The organism is Mycobacterium gallinarum, assembly GCF_010726765.1.
Taxonomy (GTDB): Bacteria; Actinomycetota; Actinomycetes; order Mycobacteriales; family Mycobacteriaceae; genus Mycobacterium; species Mycobacterium gallinarum.
On the sequence record NZ_AP022601.1, the window covers coordinates 6,046,940 to 6,065,196 of the forward strand.

17 protein-coding genes are annotated in these 18,257 nt (G+C 65.8%); 12 read left to right on the plus strand and 5 right to left on the minus strand.

The features are described 5' to 3' along the window. Nucleotides 1-19 precede the first annotated feature (19 nt). From G6N42_RS29645 to hisN, 3 genes are all read right to left on the minus strand, one after another. Nucleotides 20-1,417 (minus strand): acyl-CoA dehydrogenase family protein, encoded by a 1,398-nt coding sequence (locus tag G6N42_RS29645; RefSeq protein ID WP_163736614.1) that lies wholly within the window; start codon nucleotides 1,415-1,417, stop codon nucleotides 20-22. Between the two features lie 114 nt (nucleotides 1,418-1,531). Then, a complete protein-coding gene (locus G6N42_RS29650; protein WP_163736618.1) occupies nucleotides 1,532-2,965 on the minus strand; it encodes a WS/DGAT/MGAT family O-acyltransferase in 1,434 nt (477 codons plus the stop codon). A 78-nt stretch (nucleotides 2,966-3,043) separates the two neighbouring features. Then, complete coding sequence (gene hisN / locus G6N42_RS29655; RefSeq protein ID WP_163736621.1) at nucleotides 3,044-3,820, minus strand: histidinol-phosphatase; 777 nt, start codon at nucleotides 3,818-3,820, stop codon at nucleotides 3,044-3,046. A 23-nt stretch (nucleotides 3,821-3,843) separates the two neighbouring features. Here hisN and G6N42_RS29660 point away from each other — a divergent pair, with 23 nt between their 5' ends. Continuing rightward, nucleotides 3,844-4,206 (plus strand): hypothetical protein, encoded by a 363-nt coding sequence (locus tag G6N42_RS29660; protein WP_163736625.1) that lies wholly within the window; start codon nucleotides 3,844-3,846, stop codon nucleotides 4,204-4,206. A gap of 5 nt (nucleotides 4,207-4,211) precedes the next feature. Here G6N42_RS29660 and G6N42_RS29665 read toward each other — a convergent pair whose 3' ends face one another. Beyond that, complete coding sequence (locus G6N42_RS29665; RefSeq protein WP_163736629.1) at nucleotides 4,212-5,588, minus strand: FAD-dependent oxidoreductase; 1,377 nt, start codon at nucleotides 5,586-5,588, stop codon at nucleotides 4,212-4,214. A gap of 162 nt (nucleotides 5,589-5,750) precedes the next feature. Here G6N42_RS29665 and prfB point away from each other — a divergent pair, with 162 nt between their 5' ends. The 8 genes from prfB (at nucleotide 5,751) to G6N42_RS29705 (ending at nucleotide 13,643) form a co-directional block, all read left to right on the plus strand. After that, nucleotides 5,751-6,866, plus strand: coding sequence for a peptide chain release factor 2 (gene prfB / locus G6N42_RS29670; protein ID WP_163736632.1), 1,116 nt, complete (start codon nucleotides 5,751-5,753; stop codon nucleotides 6,864-6,866). Further along, a complete protein-coding gene (locus G6N42_RS29675; protein ID WP_163736637.1) occupies nucleotides 6,856-7,836 on the plus strand; it encodes a mechanosensitive ion channel family protein in 981 nt (326 codons plus the stop codon). The genes prfB and G6N42_RS29675 overlap by 11 nt, the downstream gene beginning before the upstream one ends. Continuing rightward, a complete protein-coding gene (locus tag G6N42_RS29680; protein ID WP_232076422.1) occupies nucleotides 7,833-8,297 on the plus strand; it encodes an Rv3103c family proline-rich protein in 465 nt (154 codons plus the stop codon). Before G6N42_RS29675 ends, G6N42_RS29680 begins: the two co-directional genes overlap by 4 nt. A gap of 36 nt (nucleotides 8,298-8,333) precedes the next feature. Then, complete coding sequence (ftsE, locus tag G6N42_RS29685; RefSeq protein WP_163738558.1) at nucleotides 8,334-9,023, plus strand: cell division ATP-binding protein FtsE; 690 nt, start codon at nucleotides 8,334-8,336, stop codon at nucleotides 9,021-9,023. Continuing rightward, nucleotides 9,023-9,919 (plus strand): permease-like cell division protein FtsX, encoded by an 897-nt coding sequence (gene ftsX, locus G6N42_RS29690; protein ID WP_163736640.1) that lies wholly within the window; start codon nucleotides 9,023-9,025, stop codon nucleotides 9,917-9,919. The genes ftsE and ftsX overlap by 1 nt, the downstream gene beginning before the upstream one ends. A 2-nt stretch (nucleotides 9,920-9,921) precedes the next feature. After that, complete coding sequence (gene smpB, locus G6N42_RS29695) at nucleotides 9,922-10,416, plus strand: SsrA-binding protein SmpB (protein WP_163686646.1); 495 nt, start codon at nucleotides 9,922-9,924, stop codon at nucleotides 10,414-10,416. Then, on the plus strand, nucleotides 10,413-11,291 hold the full coding sequence (locus G6N42_RS29700) for an EamA family transporter (protein WP_491052781.1): 879 nt from the start codon (nucleotides 10,413-10,415) through the stop codon (nucleotides 11,289-11,291). The genes smpB and G6N42_RS29700 overlap by 4 nt, the downstream gene beginning before the upstream one ends. Nucleotides 11,292-11,357: 66 nt before the next feature. Next, nucleotides 11,358-13,643: a putative bifunctional diguanylate cyclase/phosphodiesterase gene (locus G6N42_RS29705; protein ID WP_163736642.1), complete on the plus strand. Its 2,286-nt coding sequence runs from the start codon at nucleotides 11,358-11,360 to the stop codon at nucleotides 13,641-13,643. 97 nt (nucleotides 13,644-13,740) lie between these two features. Here G6N42_RS29705 and G6N42_RS29710 read toward each other — a convergent pair whose 3' ends face one another. Next, complete coding sequence (locus G6N42_RS29710) at nucleotides 13,741-14,502, minus strand: MerR family transcriptional regulator (RefSeq protein WP_232076751.1); 762 nt, start codon at nucleotides 14,500-14,502, stop codon at nucleotides 13,741-13,743. Between the two features lie 56 nt (nucleotides 14,503-14,558). Here G6N42_RS29710 and G6N42_RS29715 point away from each other — a divergent pair, with 56 nt between their 5' ends. The 3 genes from G6N42_RS29715 to G6N42_RS29725 are packed head-to-tail and all read left to right on the plus strand — an operon-like array spanning nucleotide 14,559 to nucleotide 18,249. Beyond that, entirely contained in the window at nucleotides 14,559-16,454 is a 1,896-nt protein-coding gene (locus G6N42_RS29715) for a S9 family peptidase (RefSeq protein WP_163736648.1), read from the plus strand. Next, nucleotides 16,451-17,104, plus strand: a complete 654-nt coding sequence (locus G6N42_RS29720; RefSeq protein ID WP_163736651.1) for a DUF3159 domain-containing protein — start codon at nucleotides 16,451-16,453, stop codon at nucleotides 17,102-17,104. Before G6N42_RS29715 ends, G6N42_RS29720 begins: the two co-directional genes overlap by 4 nt. Further along, complete coding sequence (locus tag G6N42_RS29725) at nucleotides 17,101-18,249, plus strand: SGNH/GDSL hydrolase family protein (RefSeq protein WP_163736654.1); 1,149 nt, start codon at nucleotides 17,101-17,103, stop codon at nucleotides 18,247-18,249. Before G6N42_RS29720 ends, G6N42_RS29725 begins: the two co-directional genes overlap by 4 nt. Nucleotides 18,250-18,257 lie beyond the last annotated feature (8 nt).

Genomic DNA, 18,257 nt, shown 5'->3' on the forward strand with positions numbered 1-18,257 from the left:
TTCGACTTTCGTTAGAAGACTAGATAACGACGACACCCTCGGCGACACCGATCGCCCGCAGATCGCGGTACCAGCGTTCGACCGGGTGCTCCTTGGTGTAGCCGTGGCCACCGAGCAGTTGCACTCCATCGAGTCCGATCTGCATGCCCTTGTCGGCGCCGAGTCGCTTGGCCAGCGCAGCTTCCCGGGCGAACGGCAGACCCTGATCGGCGCGTGCGGCGCCGCGCCAGGTGATCAATCGCAGACCGTCGAGCTCGATCGCGATGTTGGCGCACATGAACGCGACCGCCTGCCGGTGCGCGATCGGTTCGCCGAATGCCTGCCGCTCCTTGACATATGGCACCACGTAGTCGAGCACCGCATGCGCCGTGCCGACCGAAAGCGACGCCCAGCCGAGGCGGGACAGCGCGATGGCCTCCGAATAGTCCTGATCGCTGGCTCCGTCCTCGCCAAGACGCGCGGACAGCGGGACGATGACGTTCTCCAGTTCGACCTGTCCGAGAGCCGCGGCCCGGATACCCATGCTCGGGTCCGCCTTGACGGATACCCCTTGCGACGACGATTCAACGATGAACAGGGCTGGCTTGCCGTTGAGTTGTGCTGCCACAATGAATAATTCGGCGTCTGCGGCGGCGGGCACCAGTGACTTGACGCCGTCGAGGCGGTAGCCGCTCGGGGTGCGAACCGCCGTCGTCTTCAGCGAGGTCGGATCGAACAGGGGGCGCGGCTCGGAGATCGCCACGCACGCCTGCGGCACATTCTCGCCTGCGAACTCCTTCAGGTAGGTCGTCTGCTGGTCGGCGCTTCCCCAGTGGGTGAGAGCCGAGGCGACGCCTGCGGGGGCCAGGATCGGAAGCGCGAGACCCATGTCGCCGTAGGCGAGAGCCTCGGCGACGAGCACGTTGGTGACCGCTGCGCGATGGGCGGCGATTCCGTCGAAGTCTTCGGGGACGTTGATCGCCGTGACACCGAGTTCGGCGGCCTTGGCGACGAGATCGGGCGGATAGGTCGCGGACTCGTCGGCATCGCGGGCCGCGGGGCGCATCACTTCCTCGGCGAACTCGCCGACCGTGTCGACGATCATCTGCTGCTCGTCGTCGGGCGTCAGGTCGAAGTAGTCCGAGCCGCTCTTCTTCAGCCTGGTGGGCCCACCCTGGGCGCCGGAGGCGCGCTTGAACTGACGGCTGGCCGCGCCGGCGACGGAGAACACCTGCTTCACGCCGTACTTGAGACCGCCGTTCAGCGGCTCGCGCAGTTTGTGGCGGTCGAGGAACTCCTGGCCGACCAGCGGTGTGACCAGTGCCAGCGCCACGTCTGTCGCGGTGCGCTTGTGCTTGCGCAGGCCGACCGCACTTTCGTTGCCTTTGCGCTTTCGCCGCGGTGCGGATCCATTGTTCGACGGCAGGGTATTGGTCATGTCGACCGCCTCGCTTAGAAAATTGAAGTTCACATTTCCGGAACTGACTCCAGAGTAAGGTATGCGAACTGACTCACCAGTAAGTTCGGTGGGAATGTTGTGTAGTTCACAACGTCAGACCGTGGCCAAGAGCTCGTCGAACGCGGCCTGCATGCACTCGGCATAGTGCGCGGGGTCTGGTAGCGCGTCGCGGTCCGCGGTGACGCCCATCGAGACGGTTCCGTTGTAGCTGGCAATGACGTGGAACAGGTTCAAGCCCGCGATCAACGGCCCCAATCCGGTGACCCGAATCAGGCGTGCGCCGTTGAAATAGATCGGTTCTGCGGGTCCGGGCACATTGCTCAAGTTGGTGTTGGCGATCGGCGGACTGCTGAAGGGCAGCGCCGACGCCGCTTTGATGGTCAGGCCGAGCAGCGTGGTGGGAACGAGACCGACGAGCTCCATCAGCCGGTTGGTGTTGGACGTATCGGAGTTCTCACGGAACGCGGATGCCTCGGCCACGACCGAGACGAGCCGCTTGTGTGGATCCGACATAGTAGTCTGCAGCGACTGCAGTCTGCCGAACAACCGATTTCCGCCCGCCCCTTTCTCGCTGGAATCCCTTATCGACGCGGGGCACGCAGTGACGAGTGTCTCTTCCGGCAACTCGTCATGGTCTTCGAGGTAGCGCCTCAACGCCCCGCCGACATATGCCACCGCGACGTCGTTGATCGTCGCCCCCGGCACGGTCGATTTGATGCGCTGGAAGTCGGCGAGGTCATGGAACCGAGCCTCGAAAACCCGGTGGGGAGAAGGGGACCCGTTGAACCGAGTGGTCGGGGCGAACAAGGACGGCGGGTCGCCACCGAGCGCCGCGGCGACGCCACCGGCAACCTTGGCGGGCAGCCCGGCGACCTGGCGGAACGCCTTCAGCGCACTTGGCACGACGACGCTGCCCGCGCGCATTGGATACTGCGCGATATTGACCGCGGTCTTGGACACCAGAGTGGACGTTGACGGTAGTTCGTCTGGCTCCCAGGGTGTTTCGGGAGGTGCGGGGCGAGGACCGTCGGGTGCGAGATCGTGCAGGGCGGCCAGCAGCTCGACACTTTCCATGCCGTCGGCGGCGCAGTGGTGCAGTTTCACGCCGACCGCGAACGATCCAAGCGGGACACCGGGCACCGCGTTGAGCCCCTCGATGACGGTCATCTCCCACGGTGGACGACGCAGATCGATCTGCCGAGCGTGGATGCGCGCGATCTGGATGCACAACTGGCGCCAGTCTCCTGGCTGCGGCAACGCAATGTGGCGGACGTGGTACTCGAGATCGAAGTTCGGGTCGTCCACCCAATACGGCATGTGCAGGCCGCCGGGGAGTTCGGTCAGCCGCCGCCGAAAGGTCGGCGCGAGGTGCAACCGACTGTCGACCTCGTCGAGGATGCCTTTGAAGGTGACTCGCCCGCCGGGCGCCGTCGCCGGGTCGTAGATCAGCAGCATCTGGATCTGCATCGGAGTCTCGGGACGCTCGGCGCGCAACATCATGTCATCGGTCCAGCTCAGCTGCTGCACGGATGCTCCCCTCTGAGCAGAATCGATCGACGCGACGGCGTCATCACATGATGACGCCATTCGAACTCAGATATCGGGCTATCGAAGACGCGCGAGCACAGCGTCGTGCAGTTTCCCGTTGGTGGCGACAGCGCTTCCACCGTGAGGGCCAGGTTCCCCCGCGACGCTCGTGAACGTGCCGCCCGCCTCCCGCACCAGGATGTCGAGGGCCGCCAGGTCCCACAGCTTGACCTCCGGTTCGACGGCGATGTCCACGGCGCCCTCGGCGACCAAGCAGTAGGACCAGAAGTCGCCGTAGCCGCGAACCCGCCACACCTCGTCGGTGAGCTCCAGAAATCGTGGGCGCAGACCGTCCCACCCGGTGGTGAGGTCGGAGTACGTCAGGCTCGCCGAGGCGATGTCGTCGACGCCGGACACGGAGATGCGCCGCGTCTGCCCGCCGAACGACGTGAACGCGCCCTCGCCGCCGCCGGCCCACCAGCGCCGGTGCAGCGCGGGAGCGCTGACGACACCCACCACGGGCACGCCGTCGTCGAGCAACGCGATCAACGTGGCCCACACCGGAACGCCGCGGACGAAGTTCTTCGTACCGTCGATGGGGTCGACAACCCACTGGCGGCCGCTGAAAACCGCTGTGCCGCCGAACTCTTCACCGAGCACGACGTCGTCGGGCCGGTGCGCCGCCAGCGCCTCTCGGACCAGCTCCTCGACCGAGCGATCGGCGTCCGTCACGGGAGTGAGGTCGGGTTTTGTCTCGACCCGCAAATCCAGCGCGCCGAAACGAGCCAGCGTCTGCGCGTCGGCGGCGTCGGCCATTTGCAGCGCGAAGGCAAGGTCATCACCGACGGTCGTCATGCAACACGTCCTACCATGTCGGTGTGTGGGAAATCGCGATGGTCCTGGTCATGGTCGGGGTGCTCGTCGCCATCGCCGCCCCCTGGATCATGAGACGGCGCGGTGGGGGGAGCGACTGGGTGCAGGGCCAGCTGCTGGTCACCGGCGTCAGTCCGCGGCCGGAGGACGTCACCGGAGAGCAATTCGTGACGATCACCGGCGTCATCAACGGCCCGACGGTCAACGAACATGTGATCTATCAGCGCATGGCGGTCGACGTCGACCAGTGGCCGACGATGTCTACGTTGTTTCCCGTCGTGTACTCGCCCAAGAACCCCGACAACTGGCGATTCGCACCGACCGCGGCCCCGCCGCAGCCACCACCGCCGGGGCCCGAGATCTACTAGCGGCTTCAACCGTGCGCGATGCGCAGCAGCTCCGCGACGCTGGTCACCTTCACCCGCGGCCTCCCGTGGGGCTCACCCGAGGTGCGCTCGTGTTCGTCGATCAGCTTCCAGTGGTCATCGGTGATCACCTTGGGCTGACGCTCGACCAGCCATTCCGCCAGCCGCTCGGCATGATCACTGCCGAAATCTGACAGCGACGCCGACGACAGGTCGGCGACCAACGTGTCGACGGTTTCCTGCGAGTCACTCTTGTTGCTCCCGATGACTCCGGTGGGGCCTCGCTTGATCCAGCCGACGACGTACTCGTTACGACGGCCCTCGATGCGGCCATCGGTGTGCGGAATCGTGCCGTTGCGCTCGTGGAACGGCAGGCCTTCCAGCTTGACCCCGCGGTAGCCGACCGCGCGCACCACCAGCTGGGCAGGTACCTCCTCGCGTTCGCCGGTGTCCTTGGCGACGACGCGTCCGTCCTCTTCGACGAGTTCGTTGCGGCCCAGCACGATGGACTCGACCTTGTCGGTGCCCTTGATCTCGATCGGCGACGTGCGGAACCGGAACACGATGCGGCGCTTGGCGCCCTTCGGTGTCTGCTCGCCGTATCCGCGCAACACCTTGATGTTGTTCTTGACGGTCTTGCCCGCGGCTTCCAGATCCTCGTCGGAGATATCGGCGAAGTCGGCGGGGTCGATGATCACGTCGACGTCGCCCAGGCCTTCGAGGTGGCCGAGTTCCCGCAGTTCCAGCGTGGTGAACGGGGCCTGCAGCGGACCGCGCCTGCCGATGATGAGGACCTCCTCGACGCCGCGGTCGTGCAGGGACTGCAGCGCGTGGTCGGCGATGTCGGTGGCAGCCAGCACGTCGGGGTCGGTCACCAGGATGCGTGCCACGTCCAGCGCGACGTTGCCGTTGCCGACCACCACGGCTCGCCCGGTCGACAGATCGGGTGCCATCTCCTCGAAGTGGGGGTGGGCGTTGTACCACCCCACGAAGTCGACGGCGGGAACGCTGCCGGGCAGATCCTCGCCGGGAATACCCAACGACCGATCGGACTGCGCGCCGACGGCGTAGATCACCGCGTCGTAGCGTTCGGCCAGCTCGGCAGCCTGCACGTGGTCCCCGACCACGATGTTGCCGAAGAACCGGAAACGGGGATCCAGCGCGGTCTTCTCGAACTGGGCGCTGATCGACTTGATCTTCGGGTGGTCGGGTGCGACGCCCGAGCGCACCAGCCCCCACGGCGTGGGCAGCATCTCCAGCATGTCGACGCGGACGTCCGCGTCGATTCCCTCTTTTTGCGAGGCGTCGGCGAATTTCAGAAGCGAAGCGGCAGCGAAGTAGCCCGAGGGGCCGGAGCCGACGATCGCCACGTGGTAGGGGCGCATGAATACCTTTTGTTGAAGGTTGTTGCTGCCCGGCCGCGCGCAAGGGGCTGTCGCGTCGCGGCAGGGCTGGTTGCCATCTCCGATGCTAAAGGCGAACCCTGCCGAATTGCCGCCAGTCAGGGATAACAGTGTCGGGTTCTTCCACAGGTACCCTGAATTCCCGTGGATCCCGACCGGCAAGCCGATATCGCAGCACTCGACTCCACCCTGACGACGGTGGAGCGGGTGCTTGACGTCGACGGCCTGCGTGTCCGCATCGAGAAGCTCGAGCACGAGGCCTCTGACCCCAACCTGTGGGACGACCAGTCCCGGGCGCAGAAGGTCACCAGTGAGCTGTCCCACACCCAGGGCGAGCTGCGCCGCGTCGAGGAACTCCGGCAGCGCCTCGACGACCTGCCCGTGCTCTACGAGATGGCCGCCGAAGAAGAGGGGGCGGGCGCGGCGGAAGCCAAAGCCGAGGCCGACGCCGAACTCAAGAAGCTGCGCGAGGACCTCGAGGCGATAGAGGTCCGCACACTGCTGTCCGGCGAGTACGACTCGCGTGAGGCGCTGCTGAACATCCGCTCCGGCGCAGGCGGCGTCGACGCGGCGGACTGGGCCGAGATGTTGATGCGGATGTACGTGCGCTGGGCCGAACAGCACAACTACCCCGTCGAGGTGTTCGATACGTCCTACGCCGAAGAGGCGGGCATCAAGAGCGCAACGTTCGCGGTGCACGCGCCGTACGCGTACGGCACCTTGTCGGTGGAGCAGGGCACCCATCGACTGGTGCGCATCAGCCCGTTCGACAACCAGGGCAGGCGCCAAACGTCTTTCGCCGAAGTGGAAGTGCTGCCCGTCACCGAAACCACCGACCACATAGACATTCCCGAGGCCGACGTGCGCGTCGACGTCTACCGATCCAGCGGACCGGGCGGCCAATCGGTGAACACCACGGACTCGGCGGTTCGACTCACGCACATCCCGACCGGTATCGTGGTCACTTGCCAGAACGAGAAGTCGCAGTTGCAGAACAAGGTCTCGGCAATGCGGGTTCTTCAGGCAAAGTTATTGGAGCGCAAGCGTTTAGAAGAGCGCGCCGAGATGGACGCCTTGAAGGGCGACGGCGGAAGCTCGTGGGGAAATCAGATGCGCTCCTATGTTTTGCACCCGTATCAAATGGTAAAGGACTTGCGCACCGAGTACGAGGTCGGTAATCCGGCCGCGGTACTGGACGGTGATATCGACGGATTCCTCGAGGCCGGAATTCGTTGGCGCAATAGACGAGATGACGAATAGCAACCTGATCGCATTCGCCTTGGGAGACCGGTGGACCGGTTTCTGGCAGGGCACCATCGGCGTGTGGATCCTCGAGCGCGGCGTGCCGATCGCGCTCTACCTGATCGGCGGTCTGCTGGCCGCCAGGTTCATCAACTGGTCGGCGCGGCGAATCGTGAAGCGCATCGACGCCGAGTATCAGGAAAGCGACCAACTGGTGCGCACCGAGAGTGCCAAGCACCGTCAAGCCGTCGCGTCGGTGATTTCCTGGGTGACGGTCGCGCTGCTCTTCGTCATCGTGATCATGCAGGTGACGTCGATCCTCGCGATCCCGATCGGCTCGCTCGTCGCGCCGGCTGCGGTGCTGGGCGCCGCGCTCGGCTTCGGCGCTCAACGCGTCGTCCAGGATCTGCTGTCGGGGTTCTTCATCATCACCGAGAAGCAGTACGGCTTCGGTGACCTGGTGTCGCTCACCGTCGCCGGTATCGCGCTGCCCGCGGAGGGCACCGTGGAGGACGTCACGCTTCGCGTCACCAAGCTGCGCTCCAGCGAGGGCGAGATGTTCACCATCCCCAACGGTCAAATCGTCAAGACGATCAACCTCTCCAAGGACTGGGCGCGCGCCGTCATCGACATCCCGGTGCCGACGTCGGCGGACCTCAACGTCGTCAACGATCTGCTCCACGGGGTCGCTGAAAAGGCGATGGAGGATCCCAGCCTGAGCGCGCTCCTCCTCGACGCGCCTCAGCTGATGGGTGTGGAGAGCATCGAACTGGACACCGTCAATCTGCGGATGGTGGCCCGCACCTTGCCGGGCAAGCAATTCGAGGTGGGACGCCGCATACGTGTGCTGGTTGTCCGTGCGCTGCGGCGTGCTGGGATCGCGTCGCCCGCCGAAGGCGCGAAGCCGATGGTGGAGGCCATCGTGCATCCGGCGACGACCGGCGGTGCGGAGGGCGAAACGCAGGGTCCGCCGGAGGACCGCAAATGACATCGTGGTTGAAGGTCAAGCTCGGGGGCCGGATCCGGGTCTCGACCGCGGTACTCATCGTCGCGTTCTTCGCGCTGTTCTGGGTGTATCACAACGTCGAACCCGCTCCGAAGCCCGAGCCGCCCGCGCCTGCGGTCGTGCCGCCCGGCTTCGTGCCCGACCCCAACTACACGTGGGTGCCACGCACCAACGTGCGACGGCCCAAGGAGACTTCCGAGTCCACGACCGCCACCACAACGACCACGACACCGACCACCACCAGCCCGACGGATACCACCAGTCCGACGTCACCGACCTCACCGACGACGACCACCCCGACCACGCCTACGACCACCGTCGTGGATCCCGACGGATTCGGGCCGCTGCCACCGACGACCCAGACGATCGTCACACCGACTCAGGTGAGCCCGGCACCGGCCGCGCCGGGCCCAGCCCCGGCGACCACGGCTCCGCAGAGCTAGGCCCTCGGACAGACACCGCTACACTGGCGTGCCGTGATGATCACCCTTGACCATGTCTCCAAGATGTATAAGTCGTCGGCGCGGCCCGCGCTCGACAATGTGTCGGTCAAGATCGACAAGGGTGAGTTCGTCTTCCTCATCGGCCCGTCAGGTTCGGGCAAGTCCACCTTCATGCGGTTGTTGCTCGCCGAGGAGACTCCCTCCTCAGGCGACATCCGAGTGTCGAAATTTCACGTCAACAAGCTGGCCGGTCGCCACATCCCGGACCTGCGGCAGGTGCTGGGCTGCGTCTTCCAAGACTTCCGGCTGTTGCAGCAGAAGACGGTGTTCGAGAACGTCGCCTTCGCGCTGGAGGTCATCGGGAAGCGCTCAGAGGTGATCAACCGTGTGGTGCCCGATGTCTTGGAGATGGTCGGCCTGTCCGGCAAGGCCAACCGGCTGCCGACCGAGCTGTCCGGTGGTGAACAGCAGCGGGTGGCGATCGCCCGGGCGTTCGTCAACCGGCCGCTGGTGCTGCTTGCCGACGAGCCGACCGGCAACCTCGACCCTGAGACCAGCAAGGACATCATGGACCTACTCGAGCGCATCAACCGCACCGGGACGACGGTGGTGATGGCAACCCACGACCACCACATCGTCGACTCGATGCGGCAGCGTGTCGTGGAGTTGGAATTGGGCAGGCTGGTTCGCGATGAGCAGCGCGGCGTCTACGGAATGGATCGCTAGTGCGCTTCGGATTCCTCATCAATGAGGTCCTCACCGGTTTTCGTCGCAATGTGACGATGACTATCGCGATGATCCTCACCACGGCGATCTCGATCGGCCTGTTCGGCGGCGGCCTGTTGGTGGTGCGGCTGGCCGACCAGTCGCGCGACATCTACCTGGATCGCGTCGAGAGCCAGGTCTTTCTGACCAACGACGTCTCCGCCAACGACCCCACGTGTGACGCAGATCCGTGCAAGGCGCTGCGTCAGCAGATCGAGGACCGCGACGATGTGCGCTCGGTGCGCTTCCTCAACCGCGAAGAGGCGTACGCCGACGCTGTGAAGAAGTTCCCGGAATTCAAGGAATTCGCCGGACAGGATGCGTTCCCGTCGTCGTTCATCGTCAAGCTCGACGACCCTGAACAGCATCAGAAGTTCGACGAGGCGATGGCCGGCCAGCCCGGGGTGCAGCAGGTGCTCAACCAGAAGGTGTTGATCGACCGGCTGTTCGCCGTCCTCGACGGCGTCAGGAACGCGGCGTTCGCGGTGGCCTTTGTACAGGCGATCGGAGCAATTCTCCTGATAGCCAACATGGTTCAAGTCGCCGCCTACACCCGGCGAACAGAGATCGGCATCATGCGACTCGTCGGCGCCAGCCGGTGGTACACACAGCTGCCGTTCCTGGTCGAAGCGATGCTGGCGGCGTTCGTCGGTGTGGTGATCGCGATCGTCGGGCTCATTCTGGTTCGCGCCTTGTTCCTGGAAAGCGCTCTCGACCAGTTCTATCGGGCCAATTTGATCGCCAAGGTGGACTACGCGGACGTGTTGTACTTCAGTGCGCCCTGGATGTTGTTCCTCGGTCTGGCGATGTCGGGCGTCACCGCGTATGTCACGCTGCGGCTGTACGTCCGAAGATAGCCATGGCGAAAAAAGCTGACCCGACACGGTCTGCCAACAACAAGGTCGTCGCCACGAATCGTAGAGCGCGGCACAACTATTCGGTGCTCGAGACGTTCGAGGCCGGAGTGCAGTTGGTGGGTACCGAGGTGAAGAGCCTGCGGGACGGGCAGGCATCGCTGGCCGACTCGTTCGCCACGATCGACGACGGTGAGGTGTGGCTGCGCAACCTGCACATCCCGGAGTATCACCACGGCAGCTGGACCAACCACACGCCGCGGCGCAATCGTAAGTTGTTGTTGCACCGCAGCCAGATTGACAATCTGATCGGCCGGATCCGCGACGGCAACCTCACTCTGGTGCCGCTGTCGCTCTACTTCTCCGACGGCAAGGTCAAGGTCGAGTTGGCGCTGGCACGGGGTAAGGAAGCCCGCGACAAGCGGCAGGACATGGCGAAGCGCGACGCGCAGCGGGAGATCACCCGGGAGCTCGGCCGCCGGGCCAAGGGCATGACCTGATCAGCTTCGTCACCGCGCTGATCGCGGCGTTCGGTTACGGCGTAAGCGATTTCGTGGGAGGTATCGCCTCACGCCGGGTCGCCGCGCTGCGCGTGGTGGTGATCTCCTACCCGGTCGCGTTGATCCTGTTGACGGTGATCGCCATACCGGTCGGGGGAGTGGTCTCGACCCCGGCCGTGGTGTGGGGGCTGGCCTCCGGTGTCGCGCAGGCGTTCGGCGTCTGGTGGTTCTACGCCGCTTTGGGCGCGGGTCCGATCTCCGTTGTGTCACCCCTCACTGCGATCCTGGTCGCGGGCATCCCCGTTGGAGTCGGCCTGGCACTCGGTGAGCGTCCGGGTCCGTTGGCCGCCGTCGGTGTCGTTGTGGCGTTGGTGGCGGTGGTGCTCGTCAGCCGGGATGCCACCGATGAGCCGCTTGCGCGAAGAGCGACAGATACCGACGAGGACGACACGCGGCACAGGTTCACCGTGAAGGTCGCGTGGTTGACGGTGGGTTCCGGCGTAGCGTTCGGCATGAATTTCGTCCTGCTCGACCAAGTGCCGGTCGATGCCAAGCTGTGGCCGCTGGTGTTCGGCAGGCTCGCCGCCACAGCGATCGTGCTGCTGGCAGCGGTGCTCACCGCGAACCTGACCATTGAACGGGGTGTGCCGTTGCGGCTTGCGCTCACAGCGGCGGCGCTCGACACCGTCGCCAACGTCGCTACGTTGCTCGCACTGCAGTCCGGCATGCTGTCGTTGGCGGGGGTGCTGATCGCGCTGTATCCGGCCGCGACCGTGGTGTTGGCGATTGTCGTGCTGCGCGAGCGGGTGACCCGCTGGCAGGCGGTCGGCATGGCGTTGGCGTTGGCGGCCGTCGCGATGATCGCGGCGGGCTAACCGATGTATGCAGTTTGCTCAGGTAGGGCATCATTGCATCCAGGTTTCGCGAGATAGCGGGATGAAATGAACCGGGTGTCGGTGACGAACGGCCAGTTGCGCCTCGGACTGTTTGCCGGCGTCCTGGTGCTGCTGTGTGTCAACGCGTTGGCACTGTGGGGCGAGGCCACAGCGCGGCAGGTGCATTTCGCGCTCCAGACAATCGCGGGCATGGCGGCGTTGGTGTGTGCATTGACGGTGGCGTGGCGGGTGACCGGCCATGCGCGAACGTGGCGTCTGCTCGGTGTCGCAACCATCCTGTGCCACCTGGTCGGTGATGTGATCTGGTGGTCGAGCCGCGCAACTGCAGGCGGCACTGCACCGTGGCCGGCCGTCGTCGCGTATTTCGTCTCGGCTTCCTTGGCCCTGGCAGCGCTCGGCGTGCTCGCATCGGTTGGAGTCGGCATAGCTCCACCTCGCCGCGGTCCGATGCGCATCGCCCGCGTGGTCAACGGAATCGACGGGTTGGTAGCAGCCATAGCGTTTGTGACGCTCGCGATGATCGCTGGAGTCGGCGCTCTCAAAGGCGCTGCCTTACCCCGATCCGGTAACACGGCGGTGGTGATCACATACACCGCGTTCCAAGTGGTGGTGGTCGTGTCGGCGGTGCTGATCGCGATGCTGTATCGGACCGATCGGCCCTATCGTGCGAACGTCCTTCTGCTCGCCGCCGGCTCATTGATGCTGATCAGCTCCGACCGTGTGGTCGCATATCTGCGAACGGTCGGATTCGAACGCGGCGATCTGTGGGGCGGCATCGGGTTCGTCCTGGGCTTGTTGCTGATCGCATACGGGATGCTGGAGCTGAAACAACCACCGGTCCCGGCCATCGACCGCGACGCCATGGACTGGCTGAGGGTCCTACTGCCGTATCTCGGATTCGTGGGCACTGCGGTGTTGTTCGGGTTTCACGTGATGATCGGGCAGCGGCTGAGTTTACCCGTCGTCTGCGGGGCCCTGGTCATGGTCGCGCTCGTCGCGGCCCGCCAGCTCATCGAGGTGCGGTCACAATGGAACCTGACCAGGCGCCTTTACGAAGCCCAGCGCAGACTGGCCCACCAGGTGTACCACGACGCATTGACTGGTCTGCCTAACCGGCTGATGTTCACCGAACGTCTCGACGAGGCGATGCTGGATGGCCGGTTTGTTTTGATCTTCATCGACCTCGATGACTTCAAAGAGGTGAACGACCGCTTCGGGCACGCGGCGGGCGACGACCTACTGCGCGCGATAGCGGAGCGCCTTGAACGGTGTGTCCGCGACACCGACACGCTGGCGCGGATCGGCGGCGACGAGTTCGCGATTTTGATCGACGGCGAGGTGGAACAGCTGGAGGGCGCGGCCGAACGTCTGCGGGTCGCACTGCGCGATCCATTTGCGCTGCACGGTACTTCGGTGCGAGTCAAGGCCAGTATGGGCCTGGTCAGGCCCGGAACCGAGGGCGTGGCGCAGACGTCCGACGATCTGCTGAGGCAGGCCGACATCTCGATGTATGCCGGCAAGCGGCTCGGCAAGGACACCGCCGTGGTCTATCAACCGTCTTCGGGTTCGACCATCGATTTTCCGACGGCACTGCGGAATGCCGACGGCGAGGCCCCGCCCGGCTTCCGGCTCGTCTATCAAGTGGTGGTGCAGTTGCCCGAGGGCAACCCGGTCGCCGTCGAAGCTCTGGCCAGGTGGACCACACCGACCGGAATCGAGATATCACCCGAGACGTTCGTTGCCGCGGCGGAGGCGGCGGGGCTGGCGGCAGACCTCGATGCGCTGGTACTCGACACCGCATGTCGTGACGTTCAGCAGGCAGGCCTGGACCTCGACATCCACGTGAACATCGGCGCGGGCCGGCTGGGTAACCCCACCTTCGAGCAGCAGGTGCGACTCGCGCTGACGCGACATCACCTCCCGCCGAACCGCCTGGTCGTGGAGATCACCGAGACGCTGCCCATCGTCGACCTCGCCCAGGCTGCGGCGCAGATCAAACGACTGAATGCGCTCGGTGTGAAGGTGGCGCTGGACGACTTCGGTGCGGGGTTCAATTCGCTGATGTACATGCACGCCCTGCCGGTGCAGATCGTCAAGCTGGACCGCGGCCTGGCCACCGCCGATCAGGCACGGGACCTGACGCTGTACCGCTCGGTCATCGGACTGTGCGACGAGCTCGGATTGACCGTGATCGTCGAGGGCATCGAGTCTGCCGCGCAGTCCGACGCGGTGTACCGCGCGGGTGGCCGCCTGGCCCAGGGCCATTTGTACGGGTATCCGGTGCCGATATCCGAACTGAGCGTGACGCCGGCGCGCGTCGGGCGGGTCTGAGTTCTGACGACGCGATTTCCGCGAGCGGCCGTGTTTGCCCCGCGACACGCCGCCAACTGCGTGCATTTTGGGGCCGCTCGTCGCGGACCGAGCGTGTTCATCCGCGTGGATGATCCTCTCGCGCACTGAGATTGCGCACGATCTCGCCCGCCCTGCGCAGCACGTCCAACTGTGCCGGGTTGTACAGGTCGACCATTGCGGCACCGATCGCCTCCTCGGCGAATCGTTCTCCTCGCGGTGCATCCGAGCGGAACTCCGCGAGTTCGGGGTGCGCGTCGTTGATCGCCCGGATGTAGGGGGCGAGTCGTTCGGCGAGGTCGCGACGGGTCGCCTCGTCGGCCTCGGCAGGCAGATTGTCTAGTTCGGTCGCCGCGGGGTCATCCGGTGTCTCACGGATCATGTCCGCGTAGGTTCGCCTGCCGCGCGGTCCCAGCACACGGCTCAGCACGACGACGAGTTTGCGATCGGCGTCGGTCATCTTCGCCGCGGTGTCTGGCGCTACGAAGTCGGGGGGCAGATCCGTCGGCGCCGCGTGCTCCAGCAGCTCGCGGAGTTCGTCGCGGGCGCGCTGCAGGCGGTCGATCGTCTCGGTCAGTTCGGCGTCCAGCTCGCGCAGCGCCTGTTCGGGATGATCGTCGGATTCGCCCATCGCGGCGATCTGGGGGAGGGAGAAGCCGAGGTCGGTCAGCCGTTTGATGCGCACCAACCGGACGAGGTGCGCGACGCCATACTGCTTGTAGCCGTTGCTGCGACGTTCCGGCTCGGGCAGCAGGCCTATCTGGTGGTAGTGCCGCACCGCCCGCAGGCTGGTGCCGGCGAGTTCGGCGACTTCCCGGGTGCTCCACGCCACGGGTTCCATCATGGTTGATCAGCGCGAGTTGACTATGCCGTTACGTCCGAGTGTGCGATGGAGACATGGACAAACCCGAGCGCATCTCCGTCGAAGACTTGTTCAAGTCGCCTGTCCGAGCGGGGGCGGCGATCTCCCCGGACGGCACTCGCGTCGCCTACCTCGCGCCGTGGCAGGACCGCCTGAACATCTGGGTGGCATCCCTCGACGGCGACTTCGGCGCGGACGCGCGCCGCGTTACCGCCGACGAGACCCGCAGCATCCTGCACTTCTCGTGGACCGATGACCCGCGTTGGCTGCTGTACCTCCAGGACACCGGCGGCGACGAGAACTGGCACATCTTTCGCGTCGATCTCGACGACCCGGCCGCCCCCGCCGTCGACCTCACCCCGTTCCCCGGGGTCATGTCGGCCTTCGAGCTGTTGCCCGACAAACCGGGCAAGGCGCTCGTCCACTCCAACAAGCGCGGCCCGACGCAGATGGACGCCTACGAGCTCGATATCGCCTCGGGTGAGCTGACGATGCTCGCCGAGAACCCCGGTGACGTGATCGGCTGGCTGGCGAGCCGTCGCGGTGATCTGTTCGCGACGAAGCTGAACCGGGAAGGCGATCTGGAAGTCCTTCAGTGGGACAAGCAGGCCGAATCGCTGCGCTCCATCGCGCATTACGACGGCAAGGACTACACCATGGGCATGTATCCCATGGTGGTCACGCCCGACGGCACCGGGATCTGGATGGGGTCGAACGAGGGCACCGACCGCACCCGGCTCGTGCGGCTCGACGTCGCCGACGGCAAGCAGTACGCCGTCGACAGCCACCCGACGTTCGACGTCGACACCCGGGCCCAGGTGTGGGCCGGCCTACCGGAGCCGCTCATCCAGAGCCGGGCCACCGGCAAGCTGCTCGGCGTCCGCTATCTCGGTGAGCGACAGGTCATTCAGGCACTCGACCCGCATTTCGCCGAGGTGCTCTCGGGTCTGGAGAAATTGTCCGACGGTGACATCGGCGCGCTGTCCTCCGACCTCAAGGGACGCAACTGGGTAGTCAGCTTCAATCACGACCGCGAACCCGGCGTCACCTTCCTCTACGACCACGAAACCGGCGAAAGCCGCGAGCTGTACCGTCCCTATCCGCATCTTGATCCAGCGCAGCTGGCGCCGATGCTCCCGGTGACGATTCCCTCGCGCGACGGGCTCGACTTGCCTTCGTATCTGACGCTGCCGGTCGGGGTGCCGTCGAAGAACCTGCCGCTCGTCCTGGTGGTGCACGGCGGACCGTGGGCGCGCGACGGATGGATGTACGCGCCGGCCGTCCAGTTGCTCGCCAATCGCGGATACGCGGTGCTGCAGGTCAACTTCCGCGGGTCGGCGGGATACGGCAAGGCCTTCCAGAAGGCGGCGATCGGTCAGTTCGCGGGCAAGATGCACGACGATCTGATCGACGGCGTCAACTGGGCCGTCGAACAGGGTTACGCGGACCCGGATCGGGTCGCCATCTTCGGTGGCTCCTACGGCGGCTACGCGACGCTGGTCGGTGTCACGTTCACCCCGGAGGTGTTCGCCGCAGCGATCGACTACGTCGGCATCTCCGATCTGTCCAACTTCATGCGGACGCTGCCCGAGATCGCGCGTCCGCACCTGGCGAACAACTGGCATCTGTTCGTCGGCAACCCCGACGACCCGGAGCAGTTGGCCGACATGCTGGCTCGATCCCCGATCACGAAGGTCGACCAGATCCGCACGCCGCTGCTTGTTGTCCAGGGCGCCAACGACGTTCGTGTCGTGCAGGCCGAATCCGACAACCTGGTCGAGGCGCTGCGTAGTCGCGGGGTCGTGGAGGTCGAGTACATGGTCAAGGAGGACGAGGGCCACGGATTCGTCAACCCGGACAACGTGATCGACATGTTCAACGCCGTCGACCGATTCCTGGCCAGGCACCTCGGCAAGCGGAAAAACGCATGACCGACGCCCACACCCCGACGGTGCTCGAGCGGATGGGCGGTGTGTCGGGACTGGTGTACGCCAGCGTGCCGACAATCGCCTACGTGATCGTGGATGCGATCGCGGGGTTGACAGCGGCCGTCGTGGTGGCCGTCGGCGCCGGCGCAGGACTGATCGTCGTGAGGTTGCTCCGCAAGGAGCCGTTGCAGCCGGCGGTGTCGGGGCTGCTCGGCGTCGTCGTCGCGGCGCTGATCGCGTACTACACGGGGTCCGCCGAAAACTATTTCCTGCCGGGGATTTGGCTCAGCCTGGCCATGACCGCGGTGTTCACCGCGTCCCTCATCGTGCGACGTCCGCTGATAGGAGTGGCGTGGAATCTAATGCGCAGTGCAGGCCCGGATCCGGCGTGGCGGAGTGACAAGACGGTGCTACACGCATTCGACATGGCGACGCTGGCGTTCGCCGCGGTCTTCGCCGCGCGGTTCGTCGTCCAGGATTCGCTGTACGACGCGGGGTCCGCGGGGTGGCTGGCGTTCGCGCGGATCGCGATGGGCTATCCGCTGCTGGCGCTGGCGTTGCTGGTGGTGTACTGGGCGGTGCGCCGCGCCAATCGGCGGCGCGTCGACGATGAGGCCAACGAGCGGATGGTCGGCCAAACAGTGGAGGCGTGAAGCTGATCCAGCACCAGATCGAGGTCGGCCTGCTGCGCGGACTCGCCGAGCTCCAGCGCACCGGGCGAGGCTGGCTGCCGCACCGACTCCCTGCTCGAGCCCGCGCGCAGTGCGACGACCCGCAGTTGCTCGGTGCTGAATCACAGCCGTCCGGAGTGCGTTTCGCGCTCCGGACGGCCGCGAGTGCGATCGAGCTCGACGTCATCCGTACGCGCGTGGTGCTGGTCGGCGTACCGGAACGACCCGACGGCACAGTCGATCTCGTCGTCAATGGCCGCTTGGCCCGGCAGGCGGCGACCAGCGGTGGCGACGTGGTGCGCGTCGACCCGGCCACCGGGGACACCCGGGTGGACCCGGGCCCCGTCGCAACAGTCCGATTCGACCTGCCCGCCGGAGACAACGACGTCGAGATCTGGCTGCCGCACTACGAGCGCATCGAGCTGGTGGCGCTGCGCGCCGACGCCCCGATCGGCGCGCTACCGGAGGAGCGAAGGCGCTGGGTACACCACGGCAGTTCGATCAGCCAGGGGTCGAACGCCTCGAGTCCGACGACGACGTGGCCTGCGCTCGCTGCCGGGTCGGCGGGTGTGGATCTGGTCAACCTGGGATTCTCCGGAAGCGCGCTGCTCGATCCGTTCGTCGCCCGTGCCATCCGGGACCAGCCCGCCGACATCGTGAGCGTCAAGCTGGGCATCAACCTCGTGAACGCGGATCTGATGTCCCAGCGTGCCTTCGGTCCCGCTGTGCACGGTTTCCTGGACACCATCCGCGACGGACATTCCGATACGCCGCTGATCGTTGTCGGCCCCCTGTACTGCCCGATCCACGAAACCACCCCGGGGCCAGGCGCTTTCGACGTCGCCGCGCTGGCCCGCGGCGAGGTCCGCTTCGTCGCGACGGGTGATCCGGCGCAGGCTGATCGGCCAGGCGGGCTGGGGAGGCTGACGCTCACGTACATTCGCGATCAGTTGGCCGCGATCGTCGCACGCCGACAGGTCGACGACCCTGCGATCAGCTACCTCGACGGTCTGGCCCTCTACGGTCCGGCAGATGCCGACGCGCATCCGTTGCCCGACAACCTGCATCCCGACGCGGCGACGCATCGACTGATCGGGGAGCGGTTCGCCAGGGCGCTGCTGCTCTAGGTGATACT

Bases quoted from the DNA above. Each gene is read 5' to 3' on its own strand.
- G6N42_RS29645 (WP_163736614.1), bottom strand. From the start codon at position 1,417: ATGACCAATACCCTGCCGTCGAACAATGGATCCGCACCGCGGCGAAAG.
- hisN (WP_163736621.1), bottom strand. From the start codon at position 3,820: ATGACGACCGTCGGTGATGACCTTGCCTTCGCGCTGCAAATGGCCGAC.
- G6N42_RS29665 (WP_163736629.1), bottom strand. From the start codon at position 5,588: ATGCGCCCCTACCACGTGGCGATCGTCGGCTCCGGCCCCTCGGGCTAC.
- G6N42_RS29675 (WP_163736637.1), top strand. From the start codon at position 6,856: ATGACGAATAGCAACCTGATCGCATTCGCCTTGGGAGACCGGTGGACC.
- G6N42_RS29680 (WP_232076422.1), top strand. From the start codon at position 7,833: ATGACATCGTGGTTGAAGGTCAAGCTCGGGGGCCGGATCCGGGTCTCG.
- ftsE (WP_163738558.1), top strand. From the start codon at position 8,334: ATGATCACCCTTGACCATGTCTCCAAGATGTATAAGTCGTCGGCGCGG.
- smpB (WP_163686646.1), top strand. From the start codon at position 9,922: ATGGCGAAAAAAGCTGACCCGACACGGTCTGCCAACAACAAGGTCGTC.
- G6N42_RS29705 (WP_163736642.1), top strand. From the start codon at position 11,358: ATGAACCGGGTGTCGGTGACGAACGGCCAGTTGCGCCTCGGACTGTTT.
- G6N42_RS29710 (WP_232076751.1), bottom strand. From the start codon at position 14,502: ATGGAACCCGTGGCGTGGAGCACCCGGGAAGTCGCCGAACTCGCCGGC.
- G6N42_RS29715 (WP_163736648.1), top strand. From the start codon at position 14,559: ATGGACAAACCCGAGCGCATCTCCGTCGAAGACTTGTTCAAGTCGCCT.
- G6N42_RS29720 (WP_163736651.1), top strand. From the start codon at position 16,451: ATGACCGACGCCCACACCCCGACGGTGCTCGAGCGGATGGGCGGTGTG.